Origin of the sequence: Paenarthrobacter sp. AMU7, assembly GCF_041200195.1 — a bacterium.
Lineage (GTDB): Bacteria > Actinomycetota > Actinomycetes > Actinomycetales > Micrococcaceae > Arthrobacter.
This window is the reverse complement of record NZ_CP165735.1, coordinates 2,851,134-2,866,787: the sequence shown is the minus strand read 5'-3', so window position 1 is coordinate 2,866,787 and position 15,654 is coordinate 2,851,134. Positions and strand designations below refer to the sequence as shown.

16 protein-coding genes are annotated in these 15,654 nt (G+C 63.4%); 9 read left to right on the top strand and 7 right to left on the bottom strand.

Annotated elements, in window-relative coordinates; genetic code table 11:
• Positions 1–36: 36 nt before the first annotated feature.
• Positions 37–1,422, bottom strand: coding sequence for an amino acid permease (locus ABQM86_RS13175; protein WP_280623058.1), 1,386 nt, complete (start codon positions 1,420–1,422; stop codon positions 37–39).
• A 174-nt stretch (positions 1,423–1,596) separates the two neighbouring features.
• On the opposite strand from ABQM86_RS13175, the gene ABQM86_RS13170 reads away from it, so the two are divergent.
• From ABQM86_RS13170 to ABQM86_RS13145, 6 genes are all read left to right on the top strand, one after another.
• Positions 1,597–2,070 (top strand): Lrp/AsnC family transcriptional regulator, encoded by a 474-nt coding sequence (locus ABQM86_RS13170; protein WP_207593857.1) that lies wholly within the window; start codon positions 1,597–1,599, stop codon positions 2,068–2,070.
• A gap of 112 nt (positions 2,071–2,182) precedes the next feature.
• Positions 2,183–2,902: an NUDIX domain-containing protein gene (locus ABQM86_RS13165; protein ID WP_369744627.1), complete on the top strand. Its 720-nt coding sequence runs from the start codon at positions 2,183–2,185 to the stop codon at positions 2,900–2,902.
• Positions 2,899–4,206: a quinolinate synthase NadA gene (nadA, locus tag ABQM86_RS13160; protein ID WP_207593855.1), complete on the top strand. Its 1,308-nt coding sequence runs from the start codon at positions 2,899–2,901 to the stop codon at positions 4,204–4,206. The genes ABQM86_RS13165 and nadA overlap by 4 nt, the downstream gene beginning before the upstream one ends.
• A gap of 42 nt (positions 4,207–4,248) precedes the next feature.
• Positions 4,249–6,027 (top strand): L-aspartate oxidase, encoded by a 1,779-nt coding sequence (locus ABQM86_RS13155; protein ID WP_369744626.1) that lies wholly within the window; start codon positions 4,249–4,251, stop codon positions 6,025–6,027.
• On the top strand, positions 6,020–6,892 hold the full coding sequence (gene nadC / locus ABQM86_RS13150; RefSeq protein WP_337339686.1) for a carboxylating nicotinate-nucleotide diphosphorylase: 873 nt from the start codon (positions 6,020–6,022) through the stop codon (positions 6,890–6,892). Before ABQM86_RS13155 ends, nadC begins: the two co-directional genes overlap by 8 nt.
• 7 nt (positions 6,893–6,899) lie before the next feature.
• Complete coding sequence (locus ABQM86_RS13145; RefSeq protein WP_280623055.1) at positions 6,900–8,066, top strand: cysteine desulfurase family protein; 1,167 nt, start codon at positions 6,900–6,902, stop codon at positions 8,064–8,066.
• Positions 8,067–8,099: 33 nt separating this feature from the next.
• Here the strand turns inward: ABQM86_RS13145 and ABQM86_RS13140 are convergent, their stop codons facing one another.
• The 3 genes from ABQM86_RS13140 to ABQM86_RS13130 all read right to left on the bottom strand — a co-directional run bounded on the left by ABQM86_RS13140 (position 8,100) and on the right by ABQM86_RS13130 (position 10,160).
• Entirely contained in the window at positions 8,100–8,585 is a 486-nt protein-coding gene (locus ABQM86_RS13140; RefSeq protein ID WP_369744624.1) for a GtrA family protein, read from the bottom strand.
• Between the two features lie 17 nt (positions 8,586–8,602).
• Positions 8,603–9,481: a fumarylacetoacetate hydrolase family protein gene (locus tag ABQM86_RS13135; protein WP_207593850.1), complete on the bottom strand. Its 879-nt coding sequence runs from the start codon at positions 9,479–9,481 to the stop codon at positions 8,603–8,605.
• Between the two features lie 100 nt (positions 9,482–9,581).
• Complete coding sequence (locus tag ABQM86_RS13130) at positions 9,582–10,160, bottom strand: DM13 domain-containing protein (RefSeq protein WP_369744623.1); 579 nt, start codon at positions 10,158–10,160, stop codon at positions 9,582–9,584.
• Positions 10,161–10,292: 132 nt separating this feature from the next.
• Here ABQM86_RS13130 and ABQM86_RS13125 point away from each other — a divergent pair, with 132 nt between their 5' ends.
• Positions 10,293–11,489: an SLC13 family permease gene (locus tag ABQM86_RS13125; protein WP_369744622.1), complete on the top strand. Its 1,197-nt coding sequence runs from the start codon at positions 10,293–10,295 to the stop codon at positions 11,487–11,489.
• On the opposite strand, the gene ABQM86_RS13120 is transcribed toward ABQM86_RS13125, so the two are convergent.
• Entirely contained in the window at positions 11,486–12,154 is a 669-nt protein-coding gene (locus tag ABQM86_RS13120; RefSeq protein ID WP_369744621.1) for a DUF1684 domain-containing protein, read from the bottom strand. The two genes, ABQM86_RS13125 and ABQM86_RS13120, sit on opposite strands and share 4 nt — an antisense overlap.
• Positions 12,155–12,208: 54 nt before the next feature.
• Here ABQM86_RS13120 and ABQM86_RS13115 point away from each other — a divergent pair, with 54 nt between their 5' ends.
• Both ABQM86_RS13115 and ABQM86_RS13110 read left to right on the top strand, forming a co-directional pair.
• Positions 12,209–13,084: a hypothetical protein gene (locus ABQM86_RS13115; protein ID WP_369744620.1), complete on the top strand. Its 876-nt coding sequence runs from the start codon at positions 12,209–12,211 to the stop codon at positions 13,082–13,084.
• Between the two features lie 70 nt (positions 13,085–13,154).
• On the top strand, positions 13,155–13,961 hold the full coding sequence (locus tag ABQM86_RS13110) for a transglutaminase family protein (protein WP_369744618.1): 807 nt from the start codon (positions 13,155–13,157) through the stop codon (positions 13,959–13,961).
• Here the strand turns inward: ABQM86_RS13110 and ABQM86_RS13105 are convergent.
• Both ABQM86_RS13105 and ABQM86_RS13100 read right to left on the bottom strand, forming a co-directional pair.
• The gene (locus tag ABQM86_RS13105; protein WP_369744617.1) at positions 13,958–14,425 is read right to left on the bottom strand and encodes a MarR family winged helix-turn-helix transcriptional regulator; all 468 of its coding nucleotides are present in this window, start codon (positions 14,423–14,425) and stop codon (positions 13,958–13,960) included. The two genes, ABQM86_RS13110 and ABQM86_RS13105, sit on opposite strands and share 4 nt — an antisense overlap.
• Entirely contained in the window at positions 14,425–15,549 is a 1,125-nt protein-coding gene (locus ABQM86_RS13100) for an LLM class flavin-dependent oxidoreductase (protein ID WP_207593844.1), read from the bottom strand. The genes ABQM86_RS13105 and ABQM86_RS13100 overlap by 1 nt, the downstream gene beginning before the upstream one ends.
• Between the last annotated feature and the right edge of the window lie 105 nt (positions 15,550–15,654).

Genomic DNA, 15,654 nt, shown 5'->3' with positions numbered 1-15,654 from the left:
CTGTGCAGGGCTTCTTGATAGTGATGAACAGTCGGTTTACTCCACGAGTGTGGGCTGCTTGGCGGCCTTGGACTTGGCGTTGATGAAGCAGCCGGCGGCGATGACCAGGATCAGGATGAACGTTCCGATCAGTTGTCCGGCACTTTCCGGGTTGGCGAAGCCCACCACCAGGATGATGCCCAGCAGGATGAGGCCAATGATGGTGAGTACGGGGAAGCCCTTCATGCGCAGCGGCAGTTCTGTGCCTTCCCTGTCAGCCCTGCGGCGCAGGATGAGCTGCGACACCAAGGCGGTGCCCCAGACCACCAGGCAGGTCGAACCCACGAGGTTCAGCAGTGCGGGCAGGATTTTCTCGGGGAACAGCAGTTCCAGGACTGTTGCGATGAAGCCGAAAGCGACGGAAATTCCGACGGCGGCGACCGGAACCTTGGAAGCGCTCAGGCGGGACAGGAACCGGGGAGCTTCCCCGCGTTCGGAGAGGGAGAAGATCATCCGGGAAGCGCCGTAAAGGTTGGCGTTCAGTGCAGAGAGCAAGGCGACGACGGCCACCAGGGTGATGGCAGCGCCGGCGCCCGGGATGCCGGCCAGGTCCAGGACTCCGGCGAACGGAGACTTCAGTCCGTCCGAACCGACCGGGAGAACAGCTGCGATGACAAAGACGGAGCCAATGTAGAAGACCAGGATGCGCCAGACCACGGTGCGAATGGCTTTGCCCACGCTGTGGGCGGGGTTCTCGGTTTCGGCGGCAGCAACGCTGACGATTTCGGTTCCGCCGAAGGCGAAGATCACGACGAACAGTGCTGCAGCAATGCCACCGATGCCGTTGGGGGCAAAGTCACCGAAGGTCGAGAGCCCGGGGGAGGGGACGTTCGGCAGCCATCCGAAGAGCAGCGCTGCGCCGATCAGCAGGAAGATGACGATAGCGGCGACCTTGAGGATGGCAAACCAAAACTCGAACTCACCGAAGTTGCGGACGCCCACGAGGTTGATGCCGGTGAAGACCACCATGAACACCAGGGCGAGGATCCATACGGGAATCACGGGCCAGATCGAGAACAACAGTCCGGCCGCGCCGATGGCTTCTGCGGCAATGACCACCACCAGTTGGAGCCACCACAGCCAGCCGATGGTTCCGCCGGCGGTCTTGCCCATGGCCTTCTCTGCGTACACGGAGAACGCGCCGCTGTTGGGGTTGGCAGCCGCCATCTCACCGAGGGCCCACATGACCAGGATGATCAGCGTGCCGGCGACGAGGTAGGAAATGAGCACGGCCGGACCTGCAGCTTGGACCCCGGCGCCCGAGCCGAGGAAGAGGCCTGCTCCGATCGCACTGCCGAGCCCCATCATGGTGAGCTGGCGCGGTTTGAGCGAATGGCCGAGGCCGGATGTTGGGGCAGGAGCCGCGATGGACTTCGTTGTCATACGTGTCTACCTTCTATGGATTGCATGCTGGTTTGGCGTGTGGGCCTCATGGGCTTGGCACGCGGGCGTCGACGACGCAGCAAGAGCCGTGGAATAATTCTCGCAGTTTGTAAGATACATCACTTTTTGCTGTGGCGATGTGATGGGTATGGATCCCCGGGGACAGGAACTTTGATGCTGGTCGATGCGCTTGATGCAAAAATTGTACGTTTCTTCACGGATTCACCGCGATCTTCCGTGCTGGAGGCCTCCCGCGTGCTCAGGGTTGCCAGGGCTACCGTGCAGTCCCGGATTGATCGAATGATTGAGAACGGGGTCATCGGCTCGTGGGTACCGCAGCCCGACCCGGCCAATTTTGGTTTTCCGGTGGTGGCGTTCTGTTCGGTCACCATCACACAGGAGATCGGCCACGACGCCATCATTGAAAGCCTGAGCGCCATTCCCGAGATCATCGAGGTCCATACCGTCACGGGGAACTCGGACCTCATGGTGCGGATTGCGGCACGTTCCAACCCGGACATGCAGCGCGTCCTTGATGCCATGATCGCCACAAAGTCGGTGGTCCGGTGTTCGTCGGTCATCGTGCTCAACAGTCACATCCAGGGCCGCACCCTGCCGCTGATGGAGGCCGCAGCCAAGACAGTGTGACGTCAGGCATTTTGCCAAGCGCCTGTTGAGTCGTACCATTAGTTCTAGTCAACATGACTTTAACTAGTTCTCCAAGTTACTGGTGGAGCGCTCCAGGCGGCGATGAAGCGAGGTGAACGCCGTGAACACCAACTCAGCGAACGTCGCCGAAAGGCGGCTTGCACCGCCGTCGTTGGCTATTTCTACGGTGATTTTCGCCCTTCGCCCCAGCGAGAAGTCCGGCCGCCCTACGCTGTGGCTGCCGTTGGTCCGGCGCATCCGCGAGCCCTGCAAGGACATGTGGGCCCTCCCGGGCGGCCCGTTGGCCCACGACGAGTCCCTCCAGGACGCGGCGTCGCGAAACCTCCGTGAGACCACTGGGCTGACCCCGCAGTACCTTGAGCAGCTTTACGCTTTCGGTGGTCTTCACAGGTCGCCCACCCAGCGTGTTGTCTCCATCGTGTACTGGGCTTTGGTGCAACCCACCGAAGCTGCTTTGGCCGACGAGTCAGAGAATGTGCGGTGGTTCCGGGCCGACCGGCTCGGTGAACTCGCCTTCGATCACAACGCAATCGTGGACTACGCCTTATGGCGGCTCCGCAACAAGATGGCCTATGGGTCCATCGCCTACCACCTGCTGGGCGAATTCTTCACCCTCGCCCAGGTCCGCGAAGTCTATGAGGCCGTTCTGGACCGTCAGCTCGATCCCGCAAACTTCCGCCGACACGTCAAGGCAACACCGGAAATCGAAGAAACCGGTGAATACCTTCAAGGCGGCAAACACCGCCCACCCCGCCTCTACCGCTTCACCGGCACGCCCGGCCTCGGGCCAGATAACAGGAGTACACCATGAGCAGCGTCAACACTGCCGTCCAGCTGATCACTCGCGAGGAAGCCGAGAAGGGACTTTCCCGCGCAGGGTCCACGTGCAGCCCGGCCTTGGCCAGGGGCCCATGGGAATACGACCTTGCCGAAGCCCTCGCCGGCGAGCCCGCGTATGGGCCCGGTGCCTCCAGCAGCGACGTCGCCCCCAAGGCCACGCCACGCCAGGGCCAGTTGCCGGAGGAGTACAAAAAAGCCTCCGACGCCGAACTGGACGCCCGGATTCGGGCCGCCAAGGCAACACTCGGGGACCGCGCCGTCATCCTGGGGCACTTCTACCAGCGCGATGAGGTCATTCAGTATGCCGACTTCGTCGGCGATTCCTTCCAGCTTGCCAATGCGGCCCTCACCAGGCCGGACGCCGAAGCCATCATCTTCTGCGGCGTGCACTTCATGGCGGAAACCGCCGACATCCTTTCCACGCCGGAGCAAGCTGTCATCCTGCCCAACCTCGCAGCGGGTTGCTCCATGGCCGATATGGCGGACGAAGACTCCGTGGAGGAGTGCTGGGAACAGCTGGAGGAGATCTTCGGCACCGAGCCGGACGCATCAGGCCGCGTGCCGGTCATCCCCGTCACCTACATGAACTCTTCTGCTGCGCTGAAGGCTTTCTGTGGCCGCAACGGTGGCATCGTCTGCACCTCCTCCAACGCCAAGGTGGTCCTTGAATGGGCCTTCGAGCGTGGTCAGCGCGTCCTGTTCTTCCCCGACCAGCACCTGGGCCGCAACACTGCCAAGGCGCTCGGAGTCCCGCTGGAACAGATGCCCATGTGGAACCCGCGTAAGGAACTGGGCGGCAACGATGAACAGCAACTGCTCGACTCCAGGGTGATCCTGTGGCATGGCTTCTGCTCGGTCCACAAGCGCTTCAACGTGGGCCAGATCGAAAAAGCCCGCCAGGACTTCCCCGGCGTCAACGTGATCGTCCACCCCGAATGCCCTATGGAGGTAGTGGACGCAGCCGACTCCGCCGGATCCACGGACTTCATCAAGAAGGCCATAGCAGCTGCCACGGAACCCACCACTTTCGCCATCGGCACCGAGATCAACATGGTGAACCGGCTCGCTGCGGAAAACCCGCAGCACACCATCTTCTGCCTGGATCCGGTCATCTGCCCGTGCTCCACCATGTACCGCATCCACCCGGGCTACCTCGCCTGGGTCCTTGAGGAGCTGGTGGAAGGACGAGTGGTCAACCGCATTACCGTGGACGACTCCGTGCAGGACAACGCCAAGATTGCGCTGGAGCGCATGCTGGCAGCCAAGCCTGCCTAATGGCCGGGCATACCCCAACGGACTAGCCGAATCGAGCCCCACATGACTACAGAGAGCCTTGCTCGCGGCCCCGGGCCCCAGCGGCTGATCGTCGTCGGAAGCGGCATCGCAGGACTGTACTCAGCCCTGCTGGCCGCGGAAGCCGGGGCGGAAGTGGTGTTGCTGACCAAGGGAGCCCTTGCGGACAGCAACACCTACTACGCCCAAGGTGGCATCTCGGCTGTGCTGGACGAGCCTGCTCCCGGAGACACTGTTGCCGCCCACATTGCCGATACCCTCACAGCCGGTGCTGGGCACTGCAATGAAGAGGCAGTGCGGGTGTTGTGCACCGAGGCGCGGCTGGACATCGCCGGGCTGGGGCGGTTCGGCGTCGAGTTCGACCTTGACGACGACGGCGACCCCGCCTTGGGTCTTGAAGCCGCCCACTCCGCTCCACGGATCCTGCACGCCGGCGGCGATGCCACCGGCGCCGGGGTGGCGGCCGCACTGATCCGCACTGTCCTGGACTTTCAGGCAGCCGGCAAAATCCAGGTCATCGGGCACGCCCACGTCACGTCGCTCTCGCTGGGCGGACAGCATGGTGGCCGTGTGGTGGGGGCCAATTTCCTCCACGAAGGGCGCCACCTCGGCGTCCATGGCGACTCCGTGTTGCTGGCCACCGGGGGCGCCGGACAACTTTTCGCCCAGACCACCAACCCCTCCGTCGCCACAGCGGATGGACTGGCGCTCGCCTGGCGCGTCGGCGCGGCCGTAGCCGACCTTGAATTCTTCCAGTTCCACCCCACCTGCATGGTCCTTCCGGCCGAAGCCCGGGAGGTGGAAGGCAACAACGACCCCCTGCTGATTTCCGAAACCGTCCGCGGGGAAGGTGCCGTCCTCGTGGACGCCCAGGGTCACCGGTTCATGCCCGGCTACCACCCGGACGCCGAACTCGCACCCCGGGACGTCGTCTCCCGCAGCATCGCCCTGCACCTGGCAAAACTCGGCGATCCCAACGGCCATGTGTTCCTCGACGCCACCGTGATCGAAGAGCAGAGGGGCAGCGGCTTCCTGGCCAAGCGCTTCCCCACCCTCAGCAAGAGGACCCGCCAAGCAGGCGTCGACTGGACCCGGGAACTGGTCCCCGTGGCGCCGGCGGCCCACTACTGGATGGGTGGCGTGGTGACCGACCTCTACGGCCGCACCTCTGTTCCTGGGCTCTTGGCTGCAGGCGAAGTGGCTTGTACCGGTGTGCAAGGGGCCAATCGCTTGGCAAGTAACTCCCTGCTTGAGGGGCTGGTGTTTGGGCGGCGGGCTGTTGACGTTTTTCTCTCTGTTGAGTCGCCTGACGGCACCGCAGGCCCCCTGGCGCCTGCGCTCGCGCCTCGAACCGGCGATCGCCTCGCAAGCTCGGCGGCCGGTTCGGGCGCTCACGCGACAACGGCGCTGTCGAGGCCTCCGGCGCCGCTGGAATTGTTGGAGGGTCATCCGCTCGCCCACCCTGCCTCCACCAGTGGGTTCTCACGCCACGCGCTGCGGCTCCTCATGACAGCCAAAGCTGGCGTGTTGCGTGATGGTCAGTTGTTGGCTGCGGCCGCGGAAACTCTTGGGTCTTGGGAGGGTGAGGTTCTGCCCTTGGATGTTCCTGATTCCTTCGATGTCCGGGAACATGAGGACTCCAACCTTCTGCTGGCTGCCCAGTTGCTCGTGCGGGCGGCCCGGGAACGGCGGGAGTCCTTGGGGGCGCATTACCGCAGCGACAGCGTGGGGGAACCAGCCGCCGTCGACGATTTTGACAAGCGTTACACCATGAGCCGGAAAGTGAGCCTCGTCCATGACTAACCTGACCCTCCCCGCAGCCCCTGTCCGGGACATCCTGGAGCGGGCATTCGCGGAGGACGCACCCAGCGGGGACATTACCTCCCAGTTGCTGATCCCCGCTGACGCCCGGGCAACCGCCGTGCTGAACGCGCGGGTTCCCGGTGTCTTCAGCGGCGGTACCGTGTTCCGCGATGCCATGAAGCTTGTGGACCCTGATACCGAGGTGGAACTGCTGCTCGCCGATGGTGAAGCGTTCGACGCCGGCACGCACCTTGCGCGGGTCAGCGGCAGCGCCCGCTCCGTGCTCCTCGCTGAACGCGTTGGGCTCAACCTGGTGCAGCGGATGAGTGCCATTGCTACGAAGACCGCCGAATTTGTCCGGCTCGTGGAAGGTACCCGCGCCAGGATTACGGACACCCGTAAGACCACGCCCGGCCTGAGGGTCCTTGAACGCTACGCTGTGCGCTGTGGTGGGGGAGCGAACCACCGCTACAGCCTGTCCGATGCCGTGCTGGCCAAGGACAACCACCTGGCCGTCATGACCGGCGGCGACTCCACCAAGCTCACTGAGCTGTTGGTTGCTGCCAAAGCCCAGCTGGGCCACACCACGCACTTCGAAGTTGAAGTGGACCGCGCTGAGCAGATCGAACCCGTGCTGGCGGCCGGCGTGGACACCATCATGCTGGACAACTTCTCCATCGAGGAACTCAGGGCCGGGGTCAAGCAGGTGGACGGCAGGGCCATGGTGGAAGCCAGCGGCAACGTCAATGTCACCACCGTCACCGAAATAGCCGCGGCCGGCGTGGACGTGATCTCCATTGGGGGCCTGACCCACAGCGTGAGCGCCCTCGATCTCGGCCTCGACGTTGTCCTAGAGACAGCCTGACGGTCCCATGATCTTCCTCGACGCCGCAGCCACCACCCCCGTACGCCGCGAGGCACTTGAGGCCATGTGGCCGTACTTGAGCGGTGAGTTCGGCAACCCCTCCAGCCACCACACCCTGGGTGAAGCGGCAGCAGCAGCGCTCGCCGGGGCGCGTGCCGGCGTCGCGAAGATCCTCAATTGCCGTGCGGGGGAGGTCACTTTCACTTCCGGAGGCACTGAGGCAGACAACCTGGCCGTCAAAGGCATCGCGCTGGCCCGGCGGTCGGCTGATCCGACACTGAACAGGGTGGTCATCAGCGCGATCGAACATCCTGCAGTGGAGGAATCGGCGAGGTACTTGGAGCGGGTACACGGCTTCATCGTGGATGTGCTGCCGGTGGACGCTGAGGGCCTGGTGTCGGTTGAGGGGCTGAGGGCCGTGGTGCGGCCGGAAACGGCATTGGTCAGCATCATGTACGCGAACAACGAGATCGGAACAGTCCAGCCGATTCCAGCCCTGGCAGCAGTGGCGCGGGAACACGGCGTCCCCTTCCACACCGATGCCGTCCAGGCTGCCGGGTGGTTGACCTTGGACGTCAAGGCGCTCGGGGTGGATGCCCTGAGCATGTCCGGACACAAACTTGGTGCCCCCAAAGGATCCGGTGTGCTCTTCACCAAAGGGCGGCTCCGGGTGGAGCCCTTGGTTCACGGTGGGGGCCAGGAACGGGGTAAGCGCTCGGGGACGGAGAACGTGGCTGGCGCCGTGGCATTGGCCACCGCGTTGTCGTTGGCCAGCGCGGAGCAACCAGAGCAGTCCGCTCGAGTCTCAGGCTTGAGGGATCAGTTCATTGAACGGATCCGGGCTGGTGTCGCGGGCACTGTGGTCACTGGCCACCGGCTGCAGCGGTTGCCATCGGTGGCGTCCTTCTGTTTCCCGGGCACCAGTGGAGAATCGGTGTTGCTGGAGCTTGAGCGCCTTGGCGTAGTGTGTTCCAGCGGCTCGGCCTGCGCTGCGGGATCCGATGCTCCGTCACCTGTCTTGGTGGCCCTGGGCATCGCACCTGAAACGGCACAGACGGCCGTGCGCTTCAGCTTCACCTCGACTGTCACCGAAACAGAACTGGAGCAGGCCGCCGACGCCGTGGAAACCGCCGTCGGACGCGTCCGGAACCTGGCATCCCCGCAAGCGGGATAGCTGCACTGTGGCCGGTTGCCGCAGTACGACGGGTTACACGTGCCGGGCGCGCCGGAAAATCCAGTGCCTCAGCAGGGTAAACCGAACCGCTGTGGCCACGAAGCCGGACAACGTAGTAGTCCACAATTCTTCGGTGACTGTGGCTTCCGGCCTGATGAGGTGCAGGACGCCCAGGCTGCCTCCCGTGATGACCAAGGCAATGGCGATCACTATGACGCCACTGAGGTGGTCCCGGGTGCGTTTGTTCTTTCCCGTGATCTTGAACGTGAGCCGGCGGTTCAGCGCAGTATTCATCAGGGACGTCACAATCAGTGCCACGGCGTTGGCCAGCTGAGGGTCAATCCATGGACGCAACAACGCGTAAATGGCCAGCGAGCTTGCCGTGCACACCACTCCGACTCCGGTGAAGCGGGCCAGTTGCCGCACGACGGGGTATCTGAGGACTCCGCGGTGCCGTGTGCGGGGTGGTTGCTGTGGGGGAGACGGGCGCAGCTCAGTGGCGTCCGCAGCTGTCTCCATGGCTTAAGCCTGACACATCACGCGGGCTGGTCCTCCCAGGATGCGCTGGTGACGGGGTTCCGAAGCTCGCCGATTCCTTCAATCCGGCACACCACAGTGTCGCCGGGTTGAATGCGGGCGCACTCTGCGGGGAACCCTGTCAGCACCAGGTCGCCGGGCTGGAGGGTCATGAACGAGCTCAGGTAGACCAGGATCTCGTCCACCTTCCAGCCCAGGTCAGCAGAACTGGCGGTCTTGAGTTCATTGCCGTTGTGCACGATCCCGATCTCCAGGTTCGAGTCGTCAAGATCGGTGACCATCCAAGGCCCCGCCGGCGTAAACGTGTCCTGGCTCTTGGCACTGATCCAGAGCTCGTCGGTCTTTTGCAGGTCCCGTGCCGATACGTCGTTGCCGATGGTGTAGCCAAGAATCGCTGACCGGGCTGTTTCCAGCGTCAAGCCCCGCGCAGGGCGCCCGACGACGACCGTCAGTTCCGCTTCCGGGTCGACGTAGCCCACGCCGGAGTCCAGCTGGATGGCTTCCCCCGGGCCGATCACGCTCGATGCCGCCTTGTGGAAAGCCTGGGGCGGCAGGTCACGTCCCGGCTGCCCGGTGTTGTGTGCCATGCCAAAGACGTTCACAGGCACTGAAGGCGCGAGGAAAGTAAAAGCATCCTGGCTCACCACGGCGCCCAGCTCCCACCCTTTCCTGGCAGGGCTGTTGGCATTGGCCCTCGACGCCGGGAAAGGGGACTCCACCACAGTCCACCTGGTGCCTTCCACCGAAGTGAAATCCGGGGCGTCGTTGGCCACAAAGAAGTGCTCGTCGGGGTACTGGCGAGCCAAGGGTTGGCCGGCGACGGTCGGAACGGGGGTGGGGCGGACACGGGCGATGCGGCGGGGGGCAGGCATGGTCATGATGACATCCTACGTCCTCCCTGCCTGATGCCTCGCGTTGTGGGGCCCGCTTTACGTCCTGTGGCAGAGTCTTGGCGCGCAGGGCAGGCCCCGCAACGCCTCAGGCGAGCGGGGCCGATCCGAAAGCAACACTGAACCGATCGCACCAAAGCACCACGGACGTCATCCCCGTGATGTCGGTGCCGGCCGGAACAACATAGTTTTGGTTGCCGTGCGTGGCCTTGATGGGGCCAAGGTCCACATAGCGTCCCGAGCGGTATTTGAACCAGTCTCCGCCGGCCTCCTGGCTGCTGAGCCAGACCTTGACATCAGGTCCGTCACTGCTTGCCAAATTCTCGAGACGGAGCAGATGGCTGCCGTCGGGGAGCATCAACAGCTGCGCCGTGCCGGTGGTTTGATGTTCCTGGGATTGGAAAGTGCCGCCGCCCACCACTGCCGGGCTGCTGGGTGGTACCTGGCTTGGCACGGCCTGGCTTGGCGGCGCGCTCGCCGTCCCGCCAGCCGACGGTTGACCCGTGGACAAACCCACCACCGGCAGCGCCTCATTGACGCTGCTGCTGGTGAACAGCCGCCACGGTTGGAAGAGCGCAGCCGCTACCACCACCACTGACAGGATCAGCACTCCGACCACCGCAGCAAGGGTCCTGTGGTCCCGTATGAAACTCCGCCATCGGTTCATAGCTCAAGGCTAGGCTTCACGTCATCGGAGCGGGGGCTTCATAGCTTACGGTACGGTGACGTGCTGTTGCCTGGGCCGTTCCCCGGAGGAACCTGGGCGGCAAACCCAGCCACCGGGCTTAGAATCCGACTCATGCGGCTGGCGATCATCGGACTGGTTCTCCTTGTGGCAGGCGGTGTCACCGTGGCCACGGGCGTCCTGCCATGGCAGGATGTAGCGGTCCTGGTGGACCGGGTGGCGCCTATCCTGGGATTCGTCGTCGCAATGACCGTGGTGACAGAGCTCGTCAGCGAAGCCGGCACCTTCCAATGGATCGCGCGGCGGCTGCGTCGGTGGGGCCGCGGCAGCGGTGTCCTCCTCTGGCTGCTGTTGGCGTTGTTCGCGATTTTGAGCACCGTTTTCCTGTCGCTGGATACGACGGCGGTGCTCTTGACGCCGGTGGTGGTCACGGTGGCCCGACAAACGGGTCTCCCAGTCCTGCCCTCCGCCCTGACAACGGTGTGGTTGGCGAATACGGCAAGTCTTTTGCTCCCGATTTCCAACCTGACCAACCTGTTGGCCCAGCACCATCTTGGCAACATCAGTCCGATACGGTTTGCCCAGCTGATGTGGGCGCCATCGTTGGCGGCAATACTGGTTCCCCTGGCCTTCATCGCTGTGGTATTCCGGCGCGACCTTCGCAAGACCTATGCCCTCGATGCTGCACGTCCAGCCCAGGTCCCACCGGCGGCTCCTGTAGCGGACAGACTCCTGCTGGTGGTCAGCGCAGCAGTCCTGGTGTTGCTTTTGCCCGCGTTGGTGTCCGGTGTTGCCATCTGGATTCCGGCCACAGCGGCAGCCCTGATCCTTGCCGGGGTGTTTGCCTTTCGACGACCCAAAGTCCTCACAGTGACGCTGGTTCCGTGGTCGTTGTTGCTGTTCACCTGTGGCCTCTTCCTGGTGGTGGAGGCTACCCAATACCTCGGTGCCTCAGTGCTGCTGGGACAGGTGGCAGGCCAGGGAAGCGGGTTCATTGAGCTGCTCAGGCTGGCCATGACGGGCGCCCTTGGCGCCAACCTGGCCAACAACCTGCCGGCATATCTTGTGGCTGAGCCCCTGGCGGGAAGTCCGGAGCGGATGGCCGCGCTGCTGGTGGGTGTGAACGCAGGTCCCTTGATCACGCCGTGGGCTTCGTTGGCCACCCTGCTGTGGCATGACCGGCTGATGCGGATGAATGTGCTGATCACATGGAAGGGCTACGCCGTGTACGGCCTGATCGTGGCACCGCTGACCATACTGGCGGCCGTCGCGGCGCTCGCAGCTGCTGGCGCGGGAGGAACGTTTGGTTAGCCCACGTACAGTTCGCCCACGGGAACTTCCGTGGCCAGGCGGTTGTCCGGCCCGGCCAAGGGGCACGCCCAAGCTTCGTTGTAGGCGCAGGAGGGGTTGTAGGCGAAATTGAAATCGAGGATGAACTCCTGTTCTCCGGACGAATTTCTTGTCCCGTGGAAGGAGCCCTTGACCGTGTCCAGCAGGTAGCGGCCCGCCCCGTAGCTTCCGCCGTCCTTCCCAGCTGTTGCGTCGCGGAACGGGACAAAGATCCCGCCGCCGTAGCTCCGGAGCCGCCACACCGCCAACGAGCCCAGGCCGGTCAGCTCGAAAGTACCGATGCGGACGAACGGCACCACGCCATCGGTGCCCGTCTCAACATTCATTTCCTGCCCGGAGCCGTGGGGAGAGAGTACCGCGTATTTGCGGAAGGCGGGGTCGTAGCCCGCTGTGCGGAGTCCTGAGAATGAAGCCTTCATCTCCGCAGTCAGCGCTGATGCTGGATGGGTGGCGAACATCAGGTCCCGCTCCTGGCGCCAGAAAACGTGGGCGTCGAACGGGTTGGTGGCCGCCAGTTGACGCACTTTGTCGTACAGCGCGAATGTCCGCAAGCGCCAGTCAGCAATATCAACCGCTGACATGGTGGGGATGTCGTCCTCGAAATAGTCCTGGTGATCGGGAGCCATACCCTCAGCCTAGTCCTGTGCGTGTCGCGGTATCGCCGCCGATAGGCTGTGGTCATGAAGGGCATCATGAACCTGGAGTGTGTTCCGGTGAAGCTCGCTGCCTTGGTGCTGGCAGGGTCGGTGCTCGCCGCAGCTTCCGCTTGTTCAGCTGAAAACAAGGGACCCCAGGTCTCTTCTACGGCGACGTCGAAGCCCAACAGTCCGGAGTCGGGTACAGGCGCGCCAACAGACAGTTCGACGGCGGAACCCGGCACGGCGGGCAACCCACCTTCCGCAACGCCTGGTTCCGGAGGGACGGCAGCCTCGCCTGATCCGGCCGGCGCCAGTCCCAGTCCCAGTGGGGCAGCAACAGCGCTGTCATGGAAGACGTATTCGGATCCGGCCAAGACTGTCAGCTTCGATCTGCCCAGGGATTGGATTGTCCAGTCGGTAACTCCGGATGCGGGTTCTTTGGCGGGAGCAGTGAAGGTGGAAGTCAAGGACGGTGGGGGCAGCTATGTTGCCACCCTCCAGACAGGCCTGCCTCCATCCACTCCGGTGGATTGCCCGGCCGGCCAGGGGCGGCCGTATGTGGTGATCAGCAGCGTCCCCTTGGACGTCCCCCATTCGGATGGTCCGGACACCATTGACCCGCGGGTCGTTTTCCGGGTGATCCAGGGCTACAAGTTTTTCGGTTCCTACGGCATCACCAACATGGTGGCGGGGGCTGACGGGCAGTCGTGCGAACTCCGGAACCGGGTGTTGGGACCGGCGGGAAAGGGCGACTATTCGTTTGGTGACGTCCCCGCCCTTCACGCGTTTGCTGCCGATGAGAAGGTGGCGCCGGCCAAATCCTTCGACACTCTGGACCTGGCCGCGAAGTACGCGGTCCACGGTTCTGAATTCGCCAATGTCCAGCGGATGCTACTGTCTCTGAAGGTCAATCAATAGTCCCGCGATTGGCTGCTTCACACATACGGCGCCGTTGGGGACTGCCCGCCGCAACATATCCCGGAGATCAATGGAACGCAACGTTGCTGCCACGCTCGTTTTCAAGACCGCAGCCAGCACCAAAGTAGCCATGGCAATAGCCGTGGCCCGGAATTCCGGTTACGACTCAGTGACGGAAACCCTGTCCATCACCTCCGCCGGTGACGAGCTTCCCTTCGCCGAACTCAGCGACCACCACGGTGGCCGATTCCATTACCTTGAGTTCACCGAGCCCAGTGAAGTGATGGTGGAGTACCGCGCCACTGTTCACGGCTTTGGCATCCCTGAAACGTCTACTCCCATGGAGTTGATCCGCTACGTCAGGCCCAGCAGGTATGCGGAGTCTGACAGGCTGCTGCCCACCTCCTACGCCGAGTTTGGCTCGCTGCAAGGAGCCGAACTGCTCCAGGCGGTCCGCAACTGGGTCAACGCGGAACTCCGCTACGTCAGCGGTTCGTCACGGGGTACCGATGGTGCCGTGGAAACGTTGCTGCACCGCAAGGGGGTGTGCCGCGATTTCGCCCACCTGGCCATCGCCTTGTTGAGGGCCAAGGATGTACCTGCCCGGCTCGCAGCTGTGTACGCCCCCGGGTTGAGTCCCATGGATTTCCATGCCGTGGCCGAAGCGTACATTGACGGCGCTTGGTACATTATCGACCCCACGGGCCTGGCCCCCCGTGAATCCATGCTGAGGATCACGGCAGGCCGGGATTCCTCGGATACGGCGTTCCTCTCCACTGTGGGTGGCAGCCTGACACTGAAGACCCTCAAAGTCAGTGCCTCGGTCAATGGCGAGCTCCCGGTAGAGGATCTCCGGGAGCCCGTCAGCCTTCGTTAGTGTCCCGCCACGGACGCACGGAGTTTTTCCGCTAGACGAAGGAGTTCGCGCTGTTCTTCGGGGGTGAGGGCCGGTCCCACCAAGTGGGCGATGTCCCGCACGTGTTCCCGCCCGATCGTTTTTTGAAGTTCGCTGCCCGCTTCGGTGAGTGAGAGCAACACTCCGCGGCCGTCGTCGGGGGCTGCCGTCCGCTCCACCAAGCCGCGCTTCTCAAGACGGTCCACCAAGCGGCTCAGGCTCGACTGGCTCAACAGCACTTTGTCGTTGATTTCGTTGAGCCTGAGCTGCCCCGACGGGCACTTGGAGAGCGTAAAAAGAACGTCGTATTCCTTGACTGGAAGGGTTTTGAACGCCGGTCCTGACTGAAGCTTCCGCATCACCGCCACCTGGGAGCGGAACAACGACTCCCAGGTTTCGGCGGCGAGGCGAACGGCGGAGGACGCAGCCCCCGTTGGACCGGACATCAGGCGTCCTGCCCCGCGGCACCGGCAGTTGCGGATTCGCTGACTTTTTCTTCCAATGCTGCGGCAACGCGGGATGCGTGCGTCGGAGCATCCGGCACGTGTGCCGGCTTCATGGCAGCATATTCCTTGCGCAGGACGGGAAGGACTTCCTCGCCGAAGAGGTCCAACTGCTCCAGGACAGTCTTCAGGGGAAGGCCGGCGTGGTCGATCAGGAACAGCTGGCGCTGGTAGTCCCCAAAGGCCTCGCGGAAGGTCAGGGTCTTTTCAATGACTTCCTGGGGGCTTCCTACGGTCAATGGCGTCTGGGAGGTGAAGTCCTCCAGCGACGGTCCGTGGCCGTAGACCGGCGCATTGTCGAAGTACGGGCGGAATTCCTTGACAGCGTCCTGGGAGTTCTTCCTCATGAAGAATTGCCCGCCGAGGCCCACAATCGCCTGATCTGCCTTGCCGTGTCCATAGTGCTCGTAACGCTCGCGGTAGAGGCCGATCAGCTGCTGGTAATGCTCCTTGGGCCAGAAGATGTTGTTGGCAAAGAAGCCATCGCCAAAGTACGCAGCAACCTCTGCGATCTGCGGCGTACGGATGGAACCGTGCCACACGAACGGAGCCACGCCGTCGAGCGGTCGAGGAGTGGAGGTGAAGTTCTGCAGCGGCGTGCGGAACTTGCCGGACCAATTGACGGTGTCCTCATCCCACAGTTTGCGGAGCAGGCTGTAGTTTTCGATCGCGAGTTCGACGCCGTCCTGGATGTTCTTGCCGAACCAGGGGTAGACCGGCGCCGTGTTGCCACGGCCGAGGACCAGGTCCACGCGGCCGTCGGAGAGGTGCTGAAGCATGGCGAAGTCTTCGGCAATCTTCACCGGATCATTGGTGGTGATGAGCGTGGTTGCAGTGGAGAGCGTGATGCGCTCGGTCTGCGCGGCGATGTAAGCCAGTGTGGTGGTGGGGGAGGAGGAGAAGAACGGCCGGTTGTGGTGCTCGCCCAGGGCGTAGACATCCATACCGATTTCTTCGACCTTTTTGGCGATGGCAACGGACGCCTTGATGCGTTCGTTTTCCGTGGGCGTGTGGCCCGTGGTGGGGTCAGTGGTGATGTCGCTGACGCTGAATACGCCGATCTGCATGATGTGCCTTTCTCCCTGCCCGTGGTCCCGGGCTCTTTCAACAGTGTACCTCAAACTAGATGCATTTGCATGTATCGGTACCTGTAACAGGGCAGGGCCGGGAAT